Raw genomic sequence first — 22282 nt, forward strand, 5'->3', positions numbered from 1 at the left:
TAGCAGATAATCTAAAAAATATACCTTATGGAAACAAAAAAGTCCTGTTTTCTTTACAAAAACAAAACTTTTTCATTTTTTTAATTCATTTTGACAAGATCCGTATAATTCGAAAAAACAATTTTCCCATCACTTATTGTCAATTGAACAGAGGTTTGGATGATTTCTTTTGTAGAAATATCAAACAGATTTCGGTCTAATACAACAAGATCGGCAAGCTTCCCTTCTTCAATTGTCCCAAGTTCATGCTCTCGGAATGTCCCAAACGCAGGACCGTAAGTATAAGCTTTAAGCGCATCAGCAAGCGAAATTCTTTCATTAGGATTCCATACATCCTTTCCACTGCTATCGATTCTGGTAATTGCACGATAAATTTGCACCAAAGGATTCAAAGAATCAATGGGGAAATCTGTTCCAAATGTTAATTTTGCTCCAGCATTTTTTAAAGAACGGATGGCAAACACATATTTTTCACGTTCCAAACCAATTCGCTCTGTATATGTTCCCCTTTTAGACAAGGCAAAATGATTGGGTTGCATTGAAGCAATGACTTCTAACTCACCAAAACGTGAAATATCTTCCGGGTGAATCACTTCGATGTGTTCAATGGCATGTCGGGAATCTCTTTTTCCATTGATATTTCGTGCAGTCTCATAGGAATCAAGTGCTAAACGGACTGCAGCATCTCCAATCGCATGAAACCGAATGCTAAACCCATGCTGATCGGCTTCCGCCACCCATTGTTTAATTTTTACGGCTGAATGAGCAGGCATTCCGTACGTTTCAGGCTTATCTGTATAAGGCTCCAGCATGTATGCAGTTCTGCTAGTTATCACACCGTCAATAAATTGCTTCAGTCCTGAAACACATAATTTATCCGATTGATATTTTTTTCGTAAGTTTACAGCTCCCTCAATATCACCATCAAGAGCTGGAAAAAGGTGCATCCGTACGGTGAGTTCTCCTTCTTCCTCAAATTCTTGGAAAATCTCAAAATCATCCAATTTACTCAGCGTTTCGGTACCATATAAATTGTTAACCGAGGTCACACCAAATTTGGCTGCCTCACTTAGAAAGGATTTAAATAGTTCTCTTTTTTTCTGTTTTGAAAAATCATACGCGTATTTCGTAATAAGTGATGTGGCCTCCTCAATTAAGATCCCTGTGGGCTCACCATTCTCATCCTTCTCAATTATTCCATTAGGGGGATTAGGGGTTTGACTGTCTATATTAGCCATTTTTAATGCTTTGATATTTACCCAAGTATAATGTCCCTCTGCATGGAATAATACAACCGGCCGATCAGAAATTACATGGTCTAAAGAGTATCGGCTCGGAAACTTTTTGTCTACCCAATAGCTGGAATCCCACATAAATCCAATAATCCATTCTGCTTCCTCTTGCGTTTCCGAATACTGCTGGACCATTTCAACAGCTTGTCTTTCGGATCGGGCTTCAAAAAGATTTAAACTTTCAAGTGAAAGTCCGCCCATCATCGTATGAACATGAAAGTCGTGAAAACCCGGAATAATTAATTGATCACCATAGTGATGGACTAACGTTTTTTCACCAATGAACGATTCAATTTCGTCAGGTGGGGCGACAGCTATGATTCGATTCCCTGAAATAGCGATGGCCGCTGGCTTTGGTCCATCCTCAAGTCCAGTAAAAACCGCCTCACTTGAAAGAATAATATCTGCTTTCATATATATCTCTCCATTCTTTGTTTTACGTTTGCACTTCAAAATTTGTTTCATCAAAATCTAACTCAGGTGGCCGCTCCCTGAAAAATTTCGTTAAGTACAAGAGGTAAATAAATCCAGCCGATCCCCAGATACTCCCTAGGATCATGGAATGAATATCTAATTTTGACCAGAATAATGCTGTGATTGATGCACCTACTAACGGAATAATGCAGTAACAAATGATGTCTTTCACCTTCCGCTGTTTTTTTCTGCCGATAAAATGAACAATTACCGAAAGATTAACAAAGGTAAATGCAAATAATGCACCGAAATTAATGAAGGCTGCAGCTGTATTTAAATCTAAAAATAATGCACTCAATGCGAAAATAGCAATCATCATAATATTATAGACAGGTGTCCTAAATTTGGGTGAAAGATAACCAAAAACCTTAATAGGAAGAATACTTTCCCTGCCCATTGCATATAAAACTCTAGAACCGCTTCCACCAGAAACAACAGCTGAAGCAATAGATGCTGTCACCGAAACACTAAGGAAAAACGCGTTTAAGAAATTGCCGCCAGCATTGACTAAAATATCTACCGCTGCCGATTCAGGATCTTTAAAGGATGTAAAATTTGGGTAAATGGATTGAGCAAAATAAGTCGAAGCAACAAATAAAATGCCTCCAATTATAGTGATTAAATAGATGGCTTTCGGTAAAGTCTTTTTTGGATCGTTCGTTTCCTCAGCCAACGTTGTCACGGCATCAAAGCCTAAAAAGCTAAAGCATAATAGGGGTACTATCGATAAAATACTCGAAAAATGAACAGTAGAATCAAAAAATGGGGTAATCGACCATAAATCTCCTGTTCCTTTTCCATTCAATAGCCCTTTCATACTAAAGATGCAAAAAGTAATAATGAAAAGGATTTGAAAAGCAAGCAATACAGCGCTTACATTTGTTGCCAACTTAATTCCTAGGATATTGATGACAGTGATAATCACAACGAAAGTAATTATACACACTGGTACTGGAATCTCCGGTAAATAGGCATGAATAAAAATTCCAAATAACAATGCACTAATCATGGGGCTAAGTAAATAGTCCAACAAAATCATCCAGCCAACAAGAAAACCCATTGAAGAATTCATTCCTTTTTGTACATAGGTATAGGCAGAACCAGTTGTTGGAAACTCCTTTACCATTTTCTCATAGCTATATGCAGTAAAAAGCACACTACATAAAGAAATGATGTAAGCAGTAGGGATCATGCCGTGCGTGCTTTTAATCGCAATTCCATACGTACTGAAAACAGTTATGGGAGCCATAAAGGATAGTCCGAATAATATAACATGCCCAAATGATAATGAGCGTTTTAGTCCTGGAGAATTATTCATCCCATTTATCAACCCTCTCTTAAAAAATAGATTATGGTTAATTTTTGCTCTCTTTTGCTATTTTCAAGGTGGCCAAACTAGCAAATTCATGGACAAGCGTGGCAGCTAGGAGTGAAGTAATTTGAGTAGGATCATAGGATGGCAGCACTTCCACTATATCAAAACCGATAAAATTAAAATCTGTTAACGAGCGAATCATTTTCAAGGTCTCTAAACTATTGTATCCCCCAACTTCTAGTGTCCCTGTTCCCGGCGCACAGGATGGATCGACAAAATCAATATCAAACGTTAAAAAGCACGGGGCATCGCCAATCACTTCTTTCATTTCAAGTAGAATACTTTCAAAACCTCGTTCGTGAATATCAGGGGTAGTGATTACGTTATAACCTAAATCATAGCTTGCCTCTAAGTCTCCAGGATGGTTCAGTGTCCCTCTTATTCCGATTTGAAATACCTTATTAGCGATCAATAACCCCTCTTCATGCGCCCGGATAAATGGCGAACCGTGCCAATATTTTTCATCATAATAAGTGTCCCATGTATCAGTGTGTGAATCAAAATGAATCATCGCCACCGGTCCATGTTTTTTAGCTGCAGCGCGGAGGTTGGCTAATGTAACGGAATGGTCTCCTCCTAAACCAATAGGAATAATTTTTTTATCCATCAACTCAAACATCGCGTCTTCAATCAATTTATAACTGCGATGGATATTATGAGGAATAACGGATACATCCCCAATATCAATTGCATGGCTATCTTCAAATGGATAAACCTTATGAATAGGGTGGTATGGAAATAACGTCATTGATGCTTGACGAATGGCTTGCGGAGCAAAGCGGGCCCCCACACGAAAAGAAGCCGCCGTATCAAAAGGCATTCCTACAATTGCTAATTTCGCATTCTCTCTGGTAGAGGGTAACCTCATAAATGTTCCCGTCGTACAAAACTCTGGTTGTACATCTGGTGTTAGTGGATATTTCATCTTTCCCATCTCCTTATTTTTCTACCAGTTAACTACCGGTAGTTAGTTTAATTTGATTATAGTCACATTTTTAGGAATAGTCAAACTATTCCTAAAAATAGTTGCAATATAGTAAGCTATTTTTCTTGAAAATCGTGAACTAGAATCTGATACTACTGTCAAACCTACCTGCTATGTGAAAATTCACTATTTCACTGCACTTTTATTTCGAGGCACTGAAACGGCATCTGAAGCAGCCTTTTGAGTTCCACGAAGGAATGTCACGGAAATAAAGGATGCTACACAAAGAATACAAATAAATATGGCTAGGGGGGTCCATGAACCATGGTAAGACTTTAACAAAACAGTCGCAATCATTGGAGCGGTTCCTCCAAATAAGGCAGATCCTGTTTGGTAACCAAGTGTAATTCCCGTGTAACCAACATTCGTACTGAACATCTCCGTGAACATGGTACCAATAATACTTGCAATGGCAGACCAGAGAATCCCTAAAGCAATGATGGAGATTGCATAGACCCAGAAAGTGGACTTGAGTGATAGTAAATAGAAGTAAGGGAAAGCAAAAAGAGCTAATCCGGCTGCACCCATAAGGAAAACACGTTTCCGGCCAATTTTATCCGATAAGATGCCCATTAACGGAATGCAGAGTGCTGTGACAAGAGTTGAAATGGTAATCACATTTAATGCTGTTGTTCTTGAAAAACCAATGGTGCCTGTGGAGTAAGCAATAAAGAAAGTAGTGAAGATATAGAACGGTCCAACTTCTACGCATTTTGCGCCTAGTGAGATTAATACGGCTTTCCAATGATAGCGAAAGGTCTCAATGAGTGGAACTTTGACCACATTCCCTTTTTGTTTTTCTTCTTGGAAGGCCGATGTTTCTACAATTCCACGGCGAATCCAAATACCGATGGCTACCAATAGGGCACTTAGTAAAAATGGAACTCTCCAGCCCCATGTTAGAAATTGTCCATCTGGAAGCATACTCATCAACGATACGGAGAAGGTTCCTAGTAACATTCCAAGCGGAATTCCCATAGCTGGGAAGCTTCCATAGAAACCACGTTTTTGTTTCGGGGCTGATTCTACTGCCAGCAGAACAGCTCCTCCCCATTCGCCGCCAAGGGCAATCCCTTGAAGAAGGCGCAGGAAAACAAGTAAAATCGGCGCCAAGACTCCAACGGAACTATACGTTGGCAATAATCCAATGGATATCGTTGAAATCCCCATTAGCATAAGGGAAATAACGAGAGTATTTTTCCTTCCGAATTTGTCCCCCATGTGGCTAAACACCAGACCGCCAAGAGGACGAATAAAAAACGTCACACCGAAAGTAGCATATGCAAGCAATAAGCTTACAAGGGGATCATCATTTGGGAAAAACAATTTATTAAAGACGAGTGACGCTACGGTCCCATATAGAAAGAAATCGTAAAACTCAATGGTGCTGCCAATTAAACTAGCGAATAGAACTTTTTTGGAGCTTGCAGTTTTATTTTGGTTCTCTTTCACGTTCTTTCCCCCAATAATAAATCTTCTATTTTGACTTCCTATACTGATACAGTCTGAATCAATGATTGGTGTAAGAATTTAACCGTAATTTCCCCGCTTTTTAGCGAGACCAATGCACTGCTGCTTAGCTGGCAGCTTTCACCATCACATCTAAGATATCCCATGGTCGTTTTCGTCCCTGATAGGATTTCCACTTGATAGAGACCAGGCTTCGGCATCATATATTTGCTATGGATATGAAACGCTTGTATAGGTGATTCAACTAGACATCCACTAATTTCGTAATGCTTTCCTAAATAATGCGGTATCCGATGAACATCGCCTTCACTGATCAGCTTTCGAATCAGTGTAGAACTGATTCTTTGGTTATTTCGTGTCTGTTTAGAAATAACGGTTACTTCATATGACCTCTCTTTACTGAAATGACGTAAGTAGTCAACATCCCCCTGGGCTTTATGGCCAAAAGTGAAGTCGAAGCCTACTACGACATGTTTGGCATTAAGGCCTACAATATATTTCTGGATAAAATTATCAGCAGGAAGGGAAGCAAAGGAAAAATTGAATTTCACTACAAAAATTTTGTCTGCACCAATAGCAGCTATTCTCTCCAGTTTCGCATCCAGTGGAGTAATATATCTCCGGTCGGTATCACGTTTAATGATCTCATGTGGATGCGGATCAAAGGTCATCGCAGTGAACTTCACACCCTCCTTTTTAGCTATCGCTTTCGCCTGCTGCAGTAAGGATTGGTGACCTAGATGAACACCATCAAAAAAGCCTAAGGCCATGACATGATGTTCACTCATCGTTATTACTGCATCCAGTGAATGTGTGATGTATTCAATTTCCAAGTTGCTTCACTCTCCCCTTTAAGCTAAGAAATCTGTTTCAAATTTCTTTTTAGGATACTGTATTGTGTATACACAAAAAGCTAAAATTTTTTATAAAAAGCTATACCCTATTTCTAGTTTGATAGAGATATAGCTAATTTTCTCCTTTATTGGCCTTTGGAATAGTAGCGGACTTCAAATATTTTACAGCCGTCCGGGGATTTCCATGGACCATGTTTCATCCCAGGAGGACGGGTTGCAACGGCACCTGCTTTAAATTCCTCATTCAATTCCAGATCAATAATCGACCCTTCAATGATATACAGTTCCTCCCAAAAATCATGAATTTGCACGCCGTTTGGAGATGTATCTGTTCCAGGTTCAAACTGAAGAATACGCGTTGCTACCTCACTTCCCGGAATAGCTGCAATGACCCTTTGTGACAGCCCTTTAACAGGAAAGTGTTCTACTTCAAAGTTACGGTAATCGGTAAATTCTAACTCTTTTTTTGTCATCTTAAACCACCTCAGAATCGATTAATATTTTTGTTTGATAAGACAATTCTAGTTTTTTATCATTTCTCGCATCATATAATTCTGCGCGAAATTCCTCTCCGAATAGAAATTCTTTTGAGAGAATTGGAAGAGTACCGCAAAATAACGCAGTATTTGCAGTGGTATAGCCGCGAGCTTCAATAATGTTTAAAAGCTCCTTCGGCGATAAAAAAGCCTCCAATTTTCCAGATTGGTATAAATGCTCTTCACCATTAACTGAATACCAGCTCTTCAATTCAATCTCATCCCAATGATCTTCTATACTGTTTAAAGGCCATAACTCTTTTGAAATTGGCTTGGCACAGACCTGTTTGGATTTTTGTACGGATGTTGCTTCAAGGACTCGATCCGTATGGTCACTGCCGATGCCCACATACCATCCCCCTTCAATATGGAGTAAAACCACTTCGGCCTCGCCGCTTCCATCGTTCTTTACGGTAGAAATGACTCTTTCTGTACTGAGTAATTCCGGGGATAGCTGATAGATCATCGGTACAGCTTTAGGGGCGGCCACTCCTATTTTTTCTAACTCTTCTATATGTGCTTTTAGTGCTGCCTGATCTTTTGCCGTATAGCCTGCAATAATAAAGTTTTGTGGCTCCCAGCTGATTTCTTTCCCATTTACATAAAAATTCATTTGGCCATAGCACTCCTTTCAGTTCTTATAAAATACGATGCTTTAATTGCGGGAAGTCTTCTCTAATGACAGCAATCTCCTGCAAGTCAACCTCCGCAGTCAAGATCGTTTCCTTTTCACCAGCCTGGGCAATCACGACTCCCCATGGATCGACCACCTGGCTATGCCCTCCAAATAAAATGCCATGATTCTTACCGACACAGTTACTGGAAATGAGAAAACACTGATTCTCAAGCGCTCTTGCCACATTAAACAGCTTCCAGTGCTCAAGACGCTGATGGGGCCATGCTGAAGTGACTAATAAGATCTCTGCACCAAGGTCCACTTGCTTTCGATAAAGCTCTGGGAATCGTAGGTCGTAGCACGTCGATAACCCCACTTTTCCAAAAGGTGTATCAATAACAGTGATATCTGATCCACGGGTAAGCAATTTACCTTCCTCGGAACCGTATCTGAACAAATGAATTTTCCGATAGCTCCCAATGACTTCACCTTCTGAATTAAACAAGATACTGGTATTAAAGTAGTCATCACCCTCCCTTTCCACAAAGCTTCCTGCAAAAAGGTGGACATTTAAAGATTTAGCAATTTGCGAAAAATCCTGAACAAATGGACCATCTATTTCTTCTGCTTCCTCAACATAACGGTCAAAACCAAAATATCCCGTCGCCCATATTTCTGGTAAAACGATTAAGTCGTAACCTTTCATATCACCTAACATGTTTTTGACTCTTTGGATCCGCTCTTGTTTTGATTCATTGTCTTTTATTTCTAGTTGAATCGAACCGATTTTCACCCCATTAGCCCTCCTTTTAAATACTTAAAATTCAGAAAACGTTATTTATACTAAACAATCTTTCGGAATGCTATATCCATTTAAGCACTTCGCAGCTAAGGCTTCTGCTTCCTCATATCCATAATTACGATAAGAAAAACCTTTCGCAACAAATGGGGCACCGGCATAAAACATTTCATACTGCTGGTGACGTCCGCCAAATTCACTGCCAATCACATCCCAGGCAAGCTTAAACAATTGGACCTTTTCCTCAGAACGTACTGTGGCTGAACGAATATACCTTTGCATATCATCCCTTGTTTCCGGGTTCACCAGCTCTTCAAATGAGGATGGTACCTGCAGAACCCCTCCGCCAACTAACTCTCTGAAAATCGATATCACTTTAGGATACAATTCATTTTGCAAACCCATTGCCCCATATAAGAAACGTGGGTTTGGAACGGCCGTACCATTTTTATCAATAGTGCACTCATACTCGGAAGCAAGGAGCAGCCCCTCCGCCGTTGCCGCAAGCGATGCCAATTCACCTAGTTTTTCCTGCACAGCTGGAATTTTGTCGATTCCATTTGCAGCAGTGATTTTCTTCGCCAAACCGATGACAAATTTCAACTTGCTGGTAAATCGGGTTTGAGCCTGACTATTCCCTAATTTATGGGCAGGTGTTTCGTGGAATTGTGCCCGTACGAGATCAATGTCTTTATAGATAAAAACATGCTCCCATGGAATGAATACATCATCAAATACAACTAACGCATCACTCTCGTCAAATCGAGTGGAGAGTGGATAATCAAAGGTGCTAGGCTTGTCTGCAGCATAGCTTGGGCGCGGATATAGCTTTAATCCAACTGCATCCATTGGCACCACAAAAGAAACAGCGTAATCCTCATCACCTGGGCGAAGCGGTGTAATACAGCTTACAAACAAATAATTAGATACGGCCGCACCTGTTCCGAGCATTTGCGAGCCTCTAATGACAATGCCATCCTCTCTTTCTTCATAAACACCTGTTGCCAAGAATTTTTTCTCCTGCTCATGGGACGCTTTACCTCGATCAATTTGCGGTGGAATAATGACATAGGATAAATATAAGTCATTATCTCTGGCAAACTTATAAAAATTTGCAGCGTTAGCTTTTAGTTTTGGAAGTCCCCTTTCAAATACTTCAGGAGAGCTTGCGAACCCTGCAAAAAAGGAGGCAACATGGTCCGGAGACCGACCCACAAATCCGTATGTAGTATCAGACCACGTTTTAATCGCTTCACGCCGGTCTCTTAAATCCTCCCTGTTTTTTGGAATCATGTAAATTTTATTTGCGAGCGTTCCGTCTTCTGTTTTATAGATCATATTATTGTTTTCGTCTGCAGCAATATCATAAAGGTTAGCAATTGTTTCGGTAATTCCTTTGAAAGCCGGATGTGTCGTTACATCATCTACTCTATTTCCGCCAATATAGATATTTCTATTGTCCCTAATAGACTCTAAATATTCATTACCTGTCCTAACCACTATGATCTTCCTCTCTATTAATAGATTTATAGATTATAAACGACTTCTTTTACTTCATTATCCAGCTTTTTGATCAGTGATTCTTTGTATGTTTTGATAAATTGCGGCTTTTGGGTAATTTGTGCTCCATAAAAGGTAATATCCCGAAGGTCCTCTACTTCGATTTCAATAATAGCCATCTTTAAGGTCATATCTTGAGTTTTTTCGACTTTGACTTTCGAAGGGCCCGACAACGAGTAAACGCTTTCATTCGCGATAAAACTTAATGTGATTTCACTATGATCATTTACGGCCTCCACAATTTTTGATTTACAGTCTACGACAAATCGTACGGTCTTACAATCGATGGCAAACACCCAGGACAAGGCAGTCGAAATGACTTTGCCTAAGCTTTTGCTATATGTATGACAAAAGACCAAGGTTTGCCCTTGAAGCAACTCTTCCATTTCATGACTCAAGGTTGACTCTACCGTTTTCATCTTTTTCATCCTTTCTTTGTCGACATTTCTTTTATTGAGCAACCTATTTCTAGGAAAGCCCTAGAAATTAGGAGGTCTCTAAATTATTTAAAGTATCTTTTGTATTATCTAAATGATTTAAAATTACTGCTGATGCTAACTCTGCATTTCTGGTTTCTAACGCCTCGATAATTTCGATGTGTTCTTTTATCACGTTTTTCATTCTTCCATGTTTACTGACCGCTTTAAGTCCCATAAGCTGAGTCAGATTATGAAGATTTTGTAATACTTCTTCTATAATGCTAAAGTTCGCCAATCTTGTAAGTGAAAGATGAAATTCATGGTCTAGCTCAATAAACTTTATAGCATCCTCATTTTCTTTTGCTTCCTGCTGCTCCTTAACTATTAGTCTTAATATCTTTAGCTGATCGGGAGAGGTAATCACTTCTGTTAGTTTTTTAACCACTTGAACTTCAATCGAACTACGAAGTAAAAAAATTTCATCCTGTTCATCTTGTGTAATCCTTCTTACGGTTACTCCTTTTCTTGGAATTGAAACGAGTAATCCTTCTTTTACTAAATCTTGCAGAGCAGCTCTTACAGGCGTTCTTGAAGTATTTAACATTTCTGCTAATTGAACCTCTGTAAAGATTTCATCTGAGGAGATACCGCCAAAAAGAATCGCCTTTTGAATTTGCTTATAAACCTTATCTTGTGTTGTGTTCTCTTTCTTAATTGGTTTTAAGTTTACTCCTTCCATAACTACTCCTTTCTTTTTCTCTTACTTGCGAAAATTATGAATTGTTCTTTATGTATACATAATACACAACACAGAATGCATAGGTCAACTACTTTTTTAATATTTTTTACCAGTTTCATTTGTTTTGTGCCACTTTTGATAAATGTCAATAGTTGTTATTAAGTACTTTTTTGGAAGATCTCCTGTAATGTTTAGAAATGTATAATTGGAAACCTCTTGTACTGTGATGGATGAGACTAGTAAAAAAGTTAAACTAATAGAAGGTAATACAATAAAGAAATTTTCATATTATTTTGCAACAATAATATATGAATTTTCAACTTATAATAAAAAAGGTTATGTTGTATCTTTCACTATCATTTATAAGAAGTTTCATAGGTACTGCAAAAAACAATGTGATACTGCAAATTATGGAAAGAAATTTCATGAACATTTCAAATTTAAATATAAGAATGATAAACTACTTTCCTTCACAAATTTATAGATAAAAGCCGATTATCCAATTAGGAAAACCGACTTATATCTTTGATTAATTTTAATGATCAGCAATGGCGGACATGGTTACCAATCGATTCGTTTTCCATCTCGAAAGAATCCCCCATTAGGTCCTTCGGGTCCAATAGTCGCTAACCAAAGAATAGAATCAGCCGCTTGTTTCGGAGTTCTTGGAGCCGATGGTCCACCCATATCTGAGCTTACCCATCCCGGATCGACTGCATTTATTTTAATATTCCCATTGATTTCAGCTGCTACCAATCGTGTCAATCCATTTAGGGCAAATTTGGACAACTTATAAGCTCCTACTCCTGGATATGACATATCGCTCATCGCCCCATATTCTGAGGAAACATTAATAATTCTCCCATAGCCTTGTTTTTCCATGAGGGGAATAAATGACCGGACACAATAGTAAGCGCCGAAGAAATTGGTTGTCATTGTTCTCTCCAAAATGGAAGGGTCCATTGCCACTAACTTTTTATTTTCCTCCAGATACACGCCAGCATTATTAATCAATACGTCTACTCTTCCATACCGCTCATTTACTGTAATTGCAGCTTGATGGATGCTTTCTTGATTATCTATATCCATCACCACAAACGAAACATCTAGATTTGATTGCTGAAGTTTTTGCGCAGCTTTATGACCCATTTCTGGGTCACGACTTGCCAAAATGACCTTAAAACCTTTCAAAGCCAGTTGTTTAACCAGCTCATATCCAATACCTCGATTCCCGCCGGTGACAAGTGCAACTTTTATATCTTTTGACATTTTAAATCCTCCATTTCTTGTTCTCAGATTGAGTGGTATCTTAAAATCTAATAGGGATACTCCTTATTTTGAAAGTTGTTGTGTAGGGGTAAACATGTAGTTTCTTAGTAAAATAGTTATCAAACTTAATATCAATGATAGGAATCCCACCAATACGACGTATTGTGTGCCCATATCCGATATAATTAACCCGCCTACAGCTGCGCCAAATGTTGTTCCTAAATTAGCGGATGTTAAAAATAAGCCATTTGCGAAATCAGGAGCTTCGGGAGCAGAAGACGTAATCCAATATTGGTTAATATTGCCCCCTATTCCAGCTATAATTCCCCAAATTAAAGTAATGATCGCCATTGGTAGGGTAAATTGTCCAAATAAGAATAACAGGATGTAAACAACTCCCAATGCAAAAGGAAATGTCATTACAGATTTAATCGCATTTTTAGTAAGTAACTTCCCTGCGAGAATGGTTCCAATAATATTGGCTCCGCCGAATACGAATAATATTAGACTGATGGTATTGGGAGACATATTCGTTACAGTTTTCAGATAATCTGCAAGATAACTATAAACTCCAAATACGGCTGAGTTTAATAAAATAACAGACACAATCGAAAGCCAAGTAATAGATTTTTTTAATACCGATACTTGTGCTCCGTAAGAAAGTCTTTTCTTAACAGGCATAGAGGGTACAAATAGTATGGTAGCAACGAATGCCAACATATTTACAATAGCAAAGAATACCATCGCCATTTGTAAAGAGGTTGCACTAGCTATAAAACTTGCGATTGGTACACCGACTACCATACCGGCAGATACTCCTATAAATACTTTGGAAACAGCTTTTGGAGCTTCCTCTTTACTTACTGATGCAGCGGCTACAGTAAATGCCAACGAACAATAAATGGGATGAAAAAAAGCTGGAATGATCCGAGCCATTAATAGAATGGTAAAGTTAGTTGAAAAAATAGATACGATGTTCCCCAATACGAAAATACCTAGTACAAGTAACATGACCATCTTCCGATTTATCCCCGAAAACAATAAAGGCATCGTTGGACCAGATACTGCAACAACAAGGGCAAAAAAACTCACCAGCCATCCTGCTTTTGCTATACTGACTTGAAAGTGATCAGCAATGGAAGGCAATATCCCAATAACCCCCATTTCAGTATTTAAGATGCCGAATACTCCTATGGTTAATATAAAAATCAATAAATTATTTCGTTTAGCCAAAAAAACAACTCCTTTCTACGATAAATTGCCCCCATTTTTTGGGAGCATTTACTGTAACGGTTCTTCTCAAAGAATTTAGTTTACTTCGGGTCTGACTAGTTACTCATCCTGGTAAGAAAGGGATATAGAAAGGTCCCGATAGGCATTAATCTGACTACGAAGCTCTGCAACTTTCTGCTCTGCACCTGCGATTGCATCTGCACCAGCGATCCAGCGAGACGGAGGTTCCTCCTTACTTGCGATGGTGATTAGAGCCTTTGCAAGCTTGAATGGATCGCCTTTCTGTTTTCCATTTTTTTCTTTCCAGAAAGCCTGGTATTGTGCATTACGCTCGGCGTAGTCATCGATAGTTGGCTCAGCAAGGAATGTTGATTCTGGCTCCAAAAATTCGGTACGGAAGAAGCCCGGTTCTACAATGGTGGTTTTGATGCCGAATGGAGCGACATCCTGATGTAACGACTCCATAAAACCCTCAAGACCAAATTTTGAAGCAGAGTAAGCGGCATTGTACTCAAATCCTACTAAGCCCGCAAGAGAAGAAACAGAAATAATGTGTCCGGAACGAGCCTTACGCATTACAGGCAGCACTGCACGGGTGACGTTCATCGGACCATAGAGATTGATAGTAATTTGTCGTTCAATCTGCTGTGGGCTCAGCTCCTCGAAGAATCCGCCAAAGAAGTTACCTGCATTGTTGACCAACACATCAATACGTCCAAATCGGTCTAAAGCCGACTTGATGGCAGCCTCAGCATCTGTTGGGTCCGTGACATCCAACTTCACAATTAACAGATTTTCATCATCGCCGATAACTTTAGCTACCATATCAGTATTACGACCAGTGGCGACGACCTGATCACCTGCTGTAAGAGCAGCTTTTACGAACTAAACGCCCATTCCACGTCCAGAACCTGTGATAAACCAAACTTTCTTATTGTTAGTCATATTGATTTCCTCCTAGATTTTCTTTAAAAAATATCCCTTCTACTCAACATCCACTAATACACTTGTTGTTTCGGGCGGATGGTGATTTTTGATGGACCCATAAATACAACCACTTTATCTTTAATAGCAGGCACACTAAACACCATCCTTTCTAATGTGTTATTACTATTTATTTTAGCTTGGTCCCTTTGATATAACCAATGCTTATATCTAATATCATGATATGCTTGATAGGCATTTTAAAAACGTATATACTAAAACATCATAAAGGAGGTTATTTTTTGGAACTAAGAGTTTTGCGCTATTTTCTTACTGTTGCAAGAGAAGGAAGCATGACGGCTGCCGCTGATTTTTTGCATGTTACACAGCCAACCTTGTCAAGACAATTAAAAGACCTTGAAGAAGAATTAGGAAAAAAACTATTTACTCGCAGTAGTCACAGTATCATTCTCACAGAAGAAGGAATGCTCCTGCGAAAGAGAGCAGAAGAAATCGTTGATATGGTCGATAAATTAGAGAAAGAATTTAATTTTATGGAAGAAACAATAGGTGGTGATGTCTATATAGGTGGTGGGGAAACGGACGCTATCAGACAGATTGCACGGGTAGTCAAAGATTTACAGTTACATTATCCAAATATACGGTACCATCTCTACAGTGGAAACGAAGATGATGTGACTGAACGGCTTGACAAAGGATTGCTTGACTTTGGTATCTTAATTCAACCAGCTGATTTATCAAAATACAATTATCTCAACATCCCTGGTAAAGATGTTTGGGGCGTTGTTATGAGGAAAGACAGTCCTCTTGCTTTCAAAGATTCCATTCAAGCAGTGGATATATTAAATGTTCCGCTGATCTGTTCTCGCCAGGTAATGAAACAGACATTTTCCAAAAATGAATTTGCGGATTGGTTTGGTGAAGATTTTGATAAATTAAACGTCGTGACTACCTACAATCTTGCCTATAATGCTGCCATTATGGTTGATGAGGGCATTGGTTATGCAATAACTCTTGATAAAATAGTGAATACGTCTAGTGATAGTAACCTTTGTTTTAGACCGCTAAAGCCAAAACTTGCATCTGGCTTAAATATTGTTTGGAAAAAGCATCAGGTTTTTTCCGCTGCTTCAGATATTTTTTTAAAAGAAATTCAGGCGAAGTTTTCAAATTCTTTAAATTGACTAATGCCTCGGCTTCTGTTGGGTAACTTTTTGATTTTACCTTGACTTACGCACTTTGAAGCCACTTTATACAAGGATGTCCAAAAAGCTAGGCTTAATGGACATCCTTATTAGAATTTATCATTTACGAGACTTACATGGTGCTAATGTCAATCACGAATCGATACTTCACATCCGAAGCTAACACACGTTCGTAGGCTTCGTCAATTTGGTCGGCTGAAATGACTTCAATCTTAGGAACAATGTTATGTTCTGCACAGAAATCCAACATTTCCTGAGTCTCACGGATACCTCCAATCATTGAACCTGCGAATGAACGGCGATGACCGATGAGAGAGAACACATTTAGTGACAGTGGCTCTGCTGGCGCACCGACGTTGACCAATGCACCATCCAGTGCTAGCAACGAAAGGTAGGCACTAATATCAATCTTAGCGCTTACTGTATTAATGATAAGGTCGAACGTACCCGCCAGTTTGCTAAACGTCTCTGGATCGCTTGTTGCATAGTAATGGTCTGCTCCTAATTGCAAGCCATCTTCCTTTTTCTTCAATGTTTGTGACAGGACGGTAACCTCGGCACCCATGGCGTGTGCAATTTGGACAGCCATATGACCAAGACCACCCATACCTACAACCGCTACTTTCTTACCTGGACCAGCTCCCCAATGATTTAGTGGAGAATATGTTGTAATACCTGCGCAAAGTAATGGTGATGCAACATCAAGCTCTATTGTTTCAGGAATTCTCACTACGAAGTCTTCAGTTACGACAATGTGGGTTGAATAGCCACCTTGAGTAGGCTCACCGTATTTGTCAACACCAGCGTAGGTGGGTACATTTCCATTAAGACAGTATTGTTCTTCACCTTTACGGCAATTCTCACAATCGCCACAGGAATCAACCATACATCCGACTCCTACCCGGTCCCCGACCTTGTATTTTGAGACCGCTGCGCCTACTTCGGTGACAATTCCCGCAATCTCATGTCCAGGTACGAGCGGATAGTTCACGGGACCCCATTCGCCGTGAGCAGTATGGATGTCAGAATGGCAAATACCCGCATATTTAATTTCAATCAGAACATCATGCGAATCAAGATCGCGTCTTTTAATTTCAGCCGCTCGAAACGGTTTGTCTGGACCGTCTACAGCACGTGCTTTAGCAGTTATCATAAAAAAACCTCCAATAATTTATAGTTTTCAAGAGAATGGCCTGTACCGGATAAAATGAAGAAATCAGGTTAAAATTCCCCTTCATTCCCTTCTATCCTTTCTTCTTTCTCTTGCAAAACAATATTAATCCCTATAGTTAACTCTAGGTCAAGAGATTAGTATAGAATTCTTTTGAAGATCCCTTGACCAAAATGATTTCAAACCATTTGTTATAGCCTAAAGCTACCTATATTCTTTTTTGGAAGTATATCTCCAGCCAAGTTCTACTTTCCCTGTAAGGTTACTTTGACATTCGGATAATACCGTGATAAAATCTCCTAAAATCATAGAGTTAACTCTAAGTCTATCATTTAGAATAGGAGATAAACGATGAAGACATATTCAATAAGCGAAGTTGCAAAAGAATTAAATCTAACAGTTTATACCTTGCGTTACTACGACAAGGAGGGTCTAATTCCTTTTGTAGAACGGACAACCAGCGGAACACGAGTGTTTAAAGAATCCGATATCGACGCTTTAAAAGTAATTGAATGTCTGAAAGCTACCGGGATGCCTATTAAGGAAATTAAAACTTTCATTGATTGGTGTTCTGAGGGGGATGCCACGTTGCAACAAAGATATGACATGTTTTTAGACCGAAAAGCTCATGTTGAAGCACAGATGGAAGACCTAAAAAAAACGATGGAAGTGATCGAGCATAAATGCAGCTATTACAAGTCTGCATTGAATGCCGGAACAGAAGATATTCATAAAAACGATAAAATAGGGATTCCATTACTTACTAATTAATAGAAACCACTGTATTTCATAAATATCTATTTAAATACAGGCTTCTCTGTTTCTACCATTTACTACACTTAACCTATTTCTATAATCCATATCAGAAGCACAAGTGCTTTACCCCCATGCTCTTGCACGGGAGCCGATCCTTAAAGCTCTATTGTCTACCGTGATGGATGATATTTGGAGAAGCCGGTCGTCAATGAGTTCTATTGTCTACCGTGATGAAACATTTTTGGAGATGCCGGTCGTCAATGAGCTCTATTGTCTACCGTAATAGAAGATTTTTGGAGATGCCGGTCGTCAACGAGCTCTATTGTCTACTGTATAGAAAATTTTTATTCATAATTAGCTTTGGCACATTTCCAAATCGCTTTCCCTTTTAATGTAAAAATGCCGTTTTCTTTTGTTTTGGCAGAATTTATCATGGCTTGAGCTAATATTTCGGTCGGTAGAGGTTCTTGAGAGCGAAAAATCCCTATTTTATTAAAAAACTGTATGGCTTTCAATCCGGCAACTTCCATTGTTCGATCACTATTTTTTCGTATCAAAACAGGCGGGTTAAAGATAGTCAACTTTGGAAATCCTAAAGCCTTGACAGCTTCTTCTAACCGCCCTTTCATTTTTGTATAATAGAAGAAAGAATTAGGAGAAGAAAAACCAGATGATACCAATACATAATTATTTACATTTCTTTCTCTGGCAAATTTAGCAAACTGGTATTGATAATCGTAGTCAACCTTCCATTGTGCTTCTTTACTTCCCGCTGTTTTAAAGGTCGTTCCCAAACACGAAAACAAAACATCGCCCTTCACTAAATATCTCCATTGTTCTGATTTATCAAAGTCAATAACATGTATCTTTAATTTTTCATGTTGGACATCCAGATTACGCCTAACAAAGATATCTACCTGATGAAAAGAATCGTCTTTTAACAATAAATCCAGCAAGTCTTTCCCTGTGGCTCCCGTTGCTCCTATTAATAATGCGTGCATTGTCTTCTCCTAATATTCTATATAGTCTCCCTGAAATTAAATTCCAAGGGTGCTAATGTGGATAGTTAAGGGATCTTTAATCAAATTAAAAATTCCACATAAGTAATTTTAACAGAACAAACTTAATTAATACAAAGAGGCATAGCTAGTCCATTTTATGAAAAACATAAAGGACCTCATCTGACAATGTATGCATCCTCGTAAGCTAGCTAGGAGGCAGATAGCTATCGATAGGCGTTTTGATATACGCGCGACGGCTCCTCACTACCAAGTATGATAATGTGGAGAACGTCACTCGCGAACAGTCGGCTGGACCTTTTAATGTCTTCCACCCAATCTTTTTCACTTAAAGTTCCTTACTTTTATTTTGAAGCGATTGTTACTTCAAATTCTCGATAAAGAATGCTTCCAACTTGTCGAATGGAATCAAATCCGTTTTGTCATACAAATCAACATGTCCTGCATTGGGAACGATGTACAGCTCTTTTGGTTCTGCCGCCAATTCGTAAGCATCTTCACTAAAGTATCGTGAGTGAGCGTGCTCGCCCATGATGAACAAAATCGGACGCGGCGAAATCGATTTAATGTGCGTAAGCAACGGGAAATTCATAAATGACATGCTGCTTGTCACGGTAAATTGAGTAATTGAGTTTGGGTGGTACCCACGAGGCGTAGAATAGAACTCTCCAAACTCACGACCGACAGGGTCTGTATTTTCGTCAAATCCAATAGGTGCTCCTCGCTGGGCGAGTGCTGGCTGGGCTTCCTCAAAATCGACGTAACGCTGGTCGGCAATTTCATCGAGGATACTGTTGCGTGCTTCCTCGGTTAACGAGTCCATCCAGCCGTTGGCTGCCACACGGGATATATCGTACATGCTTACCGTGGCAACGGCCTTGATGCGCCTATCAACCTGCGCTGCACTGATCGCAAAACCACCGCTACCACACATACCGATTACACCAATTTGATTCCTATCTACAAATGGACGCGTACCTACATAATCAACGGCTGCACTGAAATCTTCTACGAAAAGATCAGGAGAAGAAAGGTGCCGTGGCTCTCCACCACTGTATCCGTTGAATGATGGGTCAAATGCAAGAGCCACAAAACCACGCTCTGCCATGTTTTGAGCATAAATACACGAACCCTGTTCTTTAACACCACCATATGGAGCACCTATAATAACGGCTGCATGTTTCTTTGACTCATCAAAGTCTTTTGGCAAATAGAGATCTGCCGCAATTTTGATTCCAAACCTGTTATTGTATGAAACTGATTTCCTTGTTACCTTATCGCTTATTTCAAAAATATAGTTATCTGTCTTTGACATTTCTTCAATAACCCTCTCTTCTTATTATTTTCTTTTAGGGGTACCGCCAACAAAATGACGCAAAACCTTAACTAAGACAATTAACATCATTGATTGTTTAAACAACATCTGTTTATAATTATAAATAGAAATACGATGCTTTCAATCGTTAAATTAACGCAATTCGTTGTTTATACAACAAATCAATAAAAATTGTTGATAAACTTTAAGAAAGTCTGGTGATGAAACAATGAAGAAAGTAGATAGAAGAGTAGTCAAAACTCAAAATTCGATAAAAAAAGCATTTCTTGAACTGATGAGTGAAAAAAATTTCGATGACATTACCATCCAGGATATTGCTGACAGGGCAAATGTAAACCGAAGTACTGTCTATCTCCATTACTTGGATAAATACGATTTACTAGATAAGATGATAGAAGAGCATATAAACGAGCTTAAGGAAACCAGTGAATGGGCATGTCAAGAGGAATGGGTAGATGCAATTCAGATCTTTTTTGAATACTTTGAGACTCATTATTTATTCTTTTCAACGATGTTAGCGAGCAAAGAGGCGACCCCTTCTTTTCGTAGTATGTTCCTAGAGTATGTTATGGAAGGGTACAAGGAAGAGTTGCATAAAACAAAAGGAAAAAATGAAGGTTTAAGTGAAGATATTATTGTTAAATTCGCTGCAAATGCTTATGTAGGCGTTTTGGAGTCATGGTTAAAGGATGGGATGCCTTCTCCGCCTAAGTCCATAGCAAAAGAATTGGGGATTTTGCTAGAGAGGATCATATAATACTTTCTTAAATATCATTTTATAAAACAAAAGAACACAATTTAATAATAATCATTAAGAAAAGCGTAAGCGCCTTGTTCAGCCCCGACAAGCACAAGTCGCTCCCAAAAGGAAGGCTTGTGACCTCGAGGGGCTAGGCGCTGGAGCTGGACAATTCTCAAAGTCTAACCTTTTATACTTTCTTTACTTGTTAAAAAGGCCAGTAGCATACCTAGCCTTTTTTGATATATAATTTTTTACCTAGAAAGTTAGAAAATCAAAAGGTCTATAACTCTACTGCAGTAATACCTACCGCGATTACAATAACTATTTCATTCCCAATCTTTGAATGTACTGGAAAGCTGTCGGAGGTGGACCATCTTCGAGTCGCTGGCGAATCAATTTGGCGCACTCTTCGGGAGCGAGAACTGATGTATCGACTTGCAAATCATAGATACCAGGTACATGGACTAGCTGCTGCCATAAACTGACTGACTTTGGTACCATACCTTGAGCGTTGTATCCAACATATCCAGTTTTAAGCCGTCGTTCCAAGACAACTTCAATTGGACAACGGACGCCAACAAACAAAACAGGAAGTCCATTTAGTATCCGAGCACATTTAGGGAGAATATCCAGTGGGATGGAATACCCTTCATGATGACCAACATCCACTACGACGTTTAGACCTAGCCGACTATATATAGCAACCATCTCATACATAGCACGGTACATAATATTAACGAGAGGTTCGAGGTCTGGACGTTCACCGCCTGGTCGCAAACCTATCCCAGGCTGATATCTTTCGGGGGTTATCTTCATGAAATTATCGACACCTATATTCATCCACACACCTTCGAACATATTCTGAATTACAGCGGCGATGCTTGACTTCCCAGATCTTGGAGTACCATTAAGTATTATAATCTTTCCAGGAGTATCAACTTTATCCATGAATTATCCCCCTTGCATTCCGTAGCTTATCTGAAATTACTAAGATTCTCTTAAATTCCCTTTATTTTACGCATATTTCAAACTAACCTACCCTGCCCATTTAGTTGAAAAAGAAAAGAAGGTTAGTTCTAAAACATTTACACGAGACTCACCAAAAATCCCCAACTGGCGTCCTTTGGTATGTTCCTTTATAAGTTTTTCTATTCGATCTTCCGAAACATTCATGGCTTTGGCAATTCTAGGTACCTGTGCCTTAGGTGCTTCCGGATTTAAATCGGGATCAAAACCGGAACCGGAAGTTGTCACTAGATCTGGTGGAATCGTGTCACCTACATTTCCATTTTCCTTTTTTAATTGATTCTCATTGACTTTCACCGTTTGAATGTATTCTTTTGATGCAACGGCAGCATTCGTTGCATCAGATGCTTTTGGGTCATACTTTGCCGCGAATGCTCTTGGATGGAACCATTGCGGAACTCTTAAACTCTTGAGCCACAAGCTCTGAACCTTTAGTTGGTTGACTAGCCAAATTGTGTAAA

General features: G+C 39.2%; 21 protein-coding genes and 1 pseudogene. 3 read left to right on the forward strand and 19 right to left on the reverse strand.

Annotated elements, in window-relative coordinates:
• Nucleotides 1–80: 80 nt before the first annotated feature.
• From AAHB15_RS22685 to AAHB15_RS22750, 14 genes and pseudogenes are all read right to left on the reverse strand, one after another.
• Complete coding sequence (locus tag AAHB15_RS22685; protein WP_342043396.1) at nucleotides 81–1706, reverse strand: amidohydrolase; 1626 nt, start codon at nucleotides 1704–1706, stop codon at nucleotides 81–83.
• 22 nt (nucleotides 1707–1728) lie between these two features.
• Complete coding sequence (locus tag AAHB15_RS22690; RefSeq protein WP_335575009.1) at nucleotides 1729–3084, reverse strand: APC family permease; 1356 nt, start codon at nucleotides 3082–3084, stop codon at nucleotides 1729–1731.
• Between the two features lie 37 nt (nucleotides 3085–3121).
• Complete coding sequence (speB, locus tag AAHB15_RS22695) at nucleotides 3122–4066, reverse strand: agmatinase (protein WP_335575010.1); 945 nt, start codon at nucleotides 4064–4066, stop codon at nucleotides 3122–3124.
• A 186-nt stretch (nucleotides 4067–4252) separates the two neighbouring features.
• Nucleotides 4253–5578, reverse strand: a complete 1326-nt coding sequence (locus AAHB15_RS22700; RefSeq protein WP_335575011.1) for an MFS transporter — start codon at nucleotides 5576–5578, stop codon at nucleotides 4253–4255.
• Between the two features lie 38 nt (nucleotides 5579–5616).
• Nucleotides 5617–6429, reverse strand: a complete 813-nt coding sequence (locus AAHB15_RS22705) for an FAD synthetase family protein (protein WP_335575012.1) — start codon at nucleotides 6427–6429, stop codon at nucleotides 5617–5619.
• Nucleotides 6430–6575: 146 nt separating this feature from the next.
• Nucleotides 6576–6923 carry a cupin domain-containing protein gene (locus AAHB15_RS22710; RefSeq protein ID WP_335575013.1) on the reverse strand — a complete coding sequence of 116 codons (348 nt, stop codon included), beginning with the start codon at nucleotides 6921–6923 and terminating at the stop codon, nucleotides 6576–6578.
• 1 nt (nucleotide 6924) lies between these two features.
• A complete protein-coding gene (locus AAHB15_RS22715) occupies nucleotides 6925–7599 on the reverse strand; it encodes a DUF2848 family protein (RefSeq protein ID WP_335575014.1) in 675 nt (224 codons plus the stop codon).
• A gap of 25 nt (nucleotides 7600–7624) precedes the next feature.
• Entirely contained in the window at nucleotides 7625–8395 is a 771-nt protein-coding gene (locus tag AAHB15_RS22720; protein ID WP_335575015.1) for a carbon-nitrogen family hydrolase, read from the reverse strand.
• A 45-nt stretch (nucleotides 8396–8440) separates the two neighbouring features.
• Nucleotides 8441–9901, reverse strand: a complete 1461-nt coding sequence (locus tag AAHB15_RS22725; protein WP_335575016.1) for a 4-hydroxyphenylacetate 3-hydroxylase family protein — start codon at nucleotides 9899–9901, stop codon at nucleotides 8441–8443.
• A 26-nt stretch (nucleotides 9902–9927) separates the two neighbouring features.
• Nucleotides 9928–10380, reverse strand: coding sequence for a hypothetical protein (locus AAHB15_RS22730; RefSeq protein WP_335575017.1), 453 nt, complete (start codon nucleotides 10378–10380; stop codon nucleotides 9928–9930).
• 67 nt (nucleotides 10381–10447) lie between these two features.
• A complete protein-coding gene (locus tag AAHB15_RS22735; RefSeq protein ID WP_335575018.1) occupies nucleotides 10448–11119 on the reverse strand; it encodes a GntR family transcriptional regulator in 672 nt (223 codons plus the stop codon).
• 561 nt (nucleotides 11120–11680) lie between these two features.
• Nucleotides 11681–12388, reverse strand: coding sequence for an SDR family oxidoreductase (locus tag AAHB15_RS22740; RefSeq protein ID WP_342043398.1), 708 nt, complete (start codon nucleotides 12386–12388; stop codon nucleotides 11681–11683).
• 63 nt (nucleotides 12389–12451) lie between these two features.
• Nucleotides 12452–13621, reverse strand: coding sequence for an MFS transporter (locus AAHB15_RS22745; RefSeq protein WP_335574824.1), 1170 nt, complete (start codon nucleotides 13619–13621; stop codon nucleotides 12452–12454).
• Between the two features lie 99 nt (nucleotides 13622–13720).
• Nucleotides 13721–14491 (reverse strand): annotated as a pseudogene (locus AAHB15_RS22750) (SDR family oxidoreductase); the annotation flags it as partial.
• A gap of 356 nt (nucleotides 14492–14847) precedes the next feature.
• On the opposite strand from AAHB15_RS22750, the gene AAHB15_RS22755 reads away from it, so the two are divergent.
• Nucleotides 14848–15750 carry a LysR family transcriptional regulator gene (locus AAHB15_RS22755; protein ID WP_342043400.1) on the forward strand — a complete coding sequence of 301 codons (903 nt, stop codon included), beginning with the start codon at nucleotides 14848–14850 and terminating at the stop codon, nucleotides 15748–15750.
• A gap of 133 nt (nucleotides 15751–15883) precedes the next feature.
• Here AAHB15_RS22755 and AAHB15_RS22760 read toward each other — a convergent pair whose 3' ends face one another.
• Nucleotides 15884–16924 carry an NAD(P)-dependent alcohol dehydrogenase gene (locus AAHB15_RS22760; protein WP_335574826.1) on the reverse strand — a complete coding sequence of 347 codons (1041 nt, stop codon included), beginning with the start codon at nucleotides 16922–16924 and terminating at the stop codon, nucleotides 15884–15886.
• Between the two features lie 369 nt (nucleotides 16925–17293).
• Between AAHB15_RS22760 and AAHB15_RS22765 the strand changes: the two genes are divergently transcribed.
• Nucleotides 17294–17713, forward strand: a complete 420-nt coding sequence (locus AAHB15_RS22765; protein ID WP_335574827.1) for a MerR family transcriptional regulator — start codon at nucleotides 17294–17296, stop codon at nucleotides 17711–17713.
• 329 nt (nucleotides 17714–18042) lie between these two features.
• Here the strand turns inward: AAHB15_RS22765 and AAHB15_RS22770 are convergent, their stop codons facing one another.
• Together AAHB15_RS22770 and AAHB15_RS22775 are read right to left on the reverse strand one after the other, a co-directional pair.
• Nucleotides 18043–18699 (reverse strand): NAD(P)H-binding protein, encoded by a 657-nt coding sequence (locus AAHB15_RS22770; protein ID WP_342043402.1) that lies wholly within the window; start codon nucleotides 18697–18699, stop codon nucleotides 18043–18045.
• Nucleotides 18700–19078: 379 nt separating this feature from the next.
• Nucleotides 19079–20032 carry an alpha/beta hydrolase gene (locus AAHB15_RS22775; RefSeq protein WP_335575818.1) on the reverse strand — a complete coding sequence of 318 codons (954 nt, stop codon included), beginning with the start codon at nucleotides 20030–20032 and terminating at the stop codon, nucleotides 19079–19081.
• Nucleotides 20033–20261: 229 nt separating this feature from the next.
• On the opposite strand from AAHB15_RS22775, the gene AAHB15_RS22780 reads away from it, so the two are divergent.
• Nucleotides 20262–20810, forward strand: coding sequence for a TetR/AcrR family transcriptional regulator (locus AAHB15_RS22780; RefSeq protein ID WP_342043405.1), 549 nt, complete (start codon nucleotides 20262–20264; stop codon nucleotides 20808–20810).
• Nucleotides 20811–21116: 306 nt separating this feature from the next.
• On the opposite strand, the gene AAHB15_RS22785 is transcribed toward AAHB15_RS22780, so the two are convergent.
• Nucleotides 21117–21743, reverse strand: a complete 627-nt coding sequence (locus tag AAHB15_RS22785; protein WP_335575820.1) for a chloramphenicol phosphotransferase CPT family protein — start codon at nucleotides 21741–21743, stop codon at nucleotides 21117–21119.
• Nucleotides 21744–21830: 87 nt separating this feature from the next.
• The gene (locus AAHB15_RS22790; protein ID WP_342043406.1) at nucleotides 21831–22241 is read right to left on the reverse strand and encodes a potassium-transporting ATPase subunit C; all 411 of its coding nucleotides are present in this window, start codon (nucleotides 22239–22241) and stop codon (nucleotides 21831–21833) included.
• Nucleotides 22242–22282 lie beyond the last annotated feature (41 nt).

The sequence above is a fragment of the Bacillus sp. OTU2372 genome (assembly GCF_038440275.1).
Taxonomy (GTDB): Bacteria; Bacillota; Bacilli; order Bacillales; family Cytobacillaceae; genus Neobacillus; species Neobacillus bataviensis_B.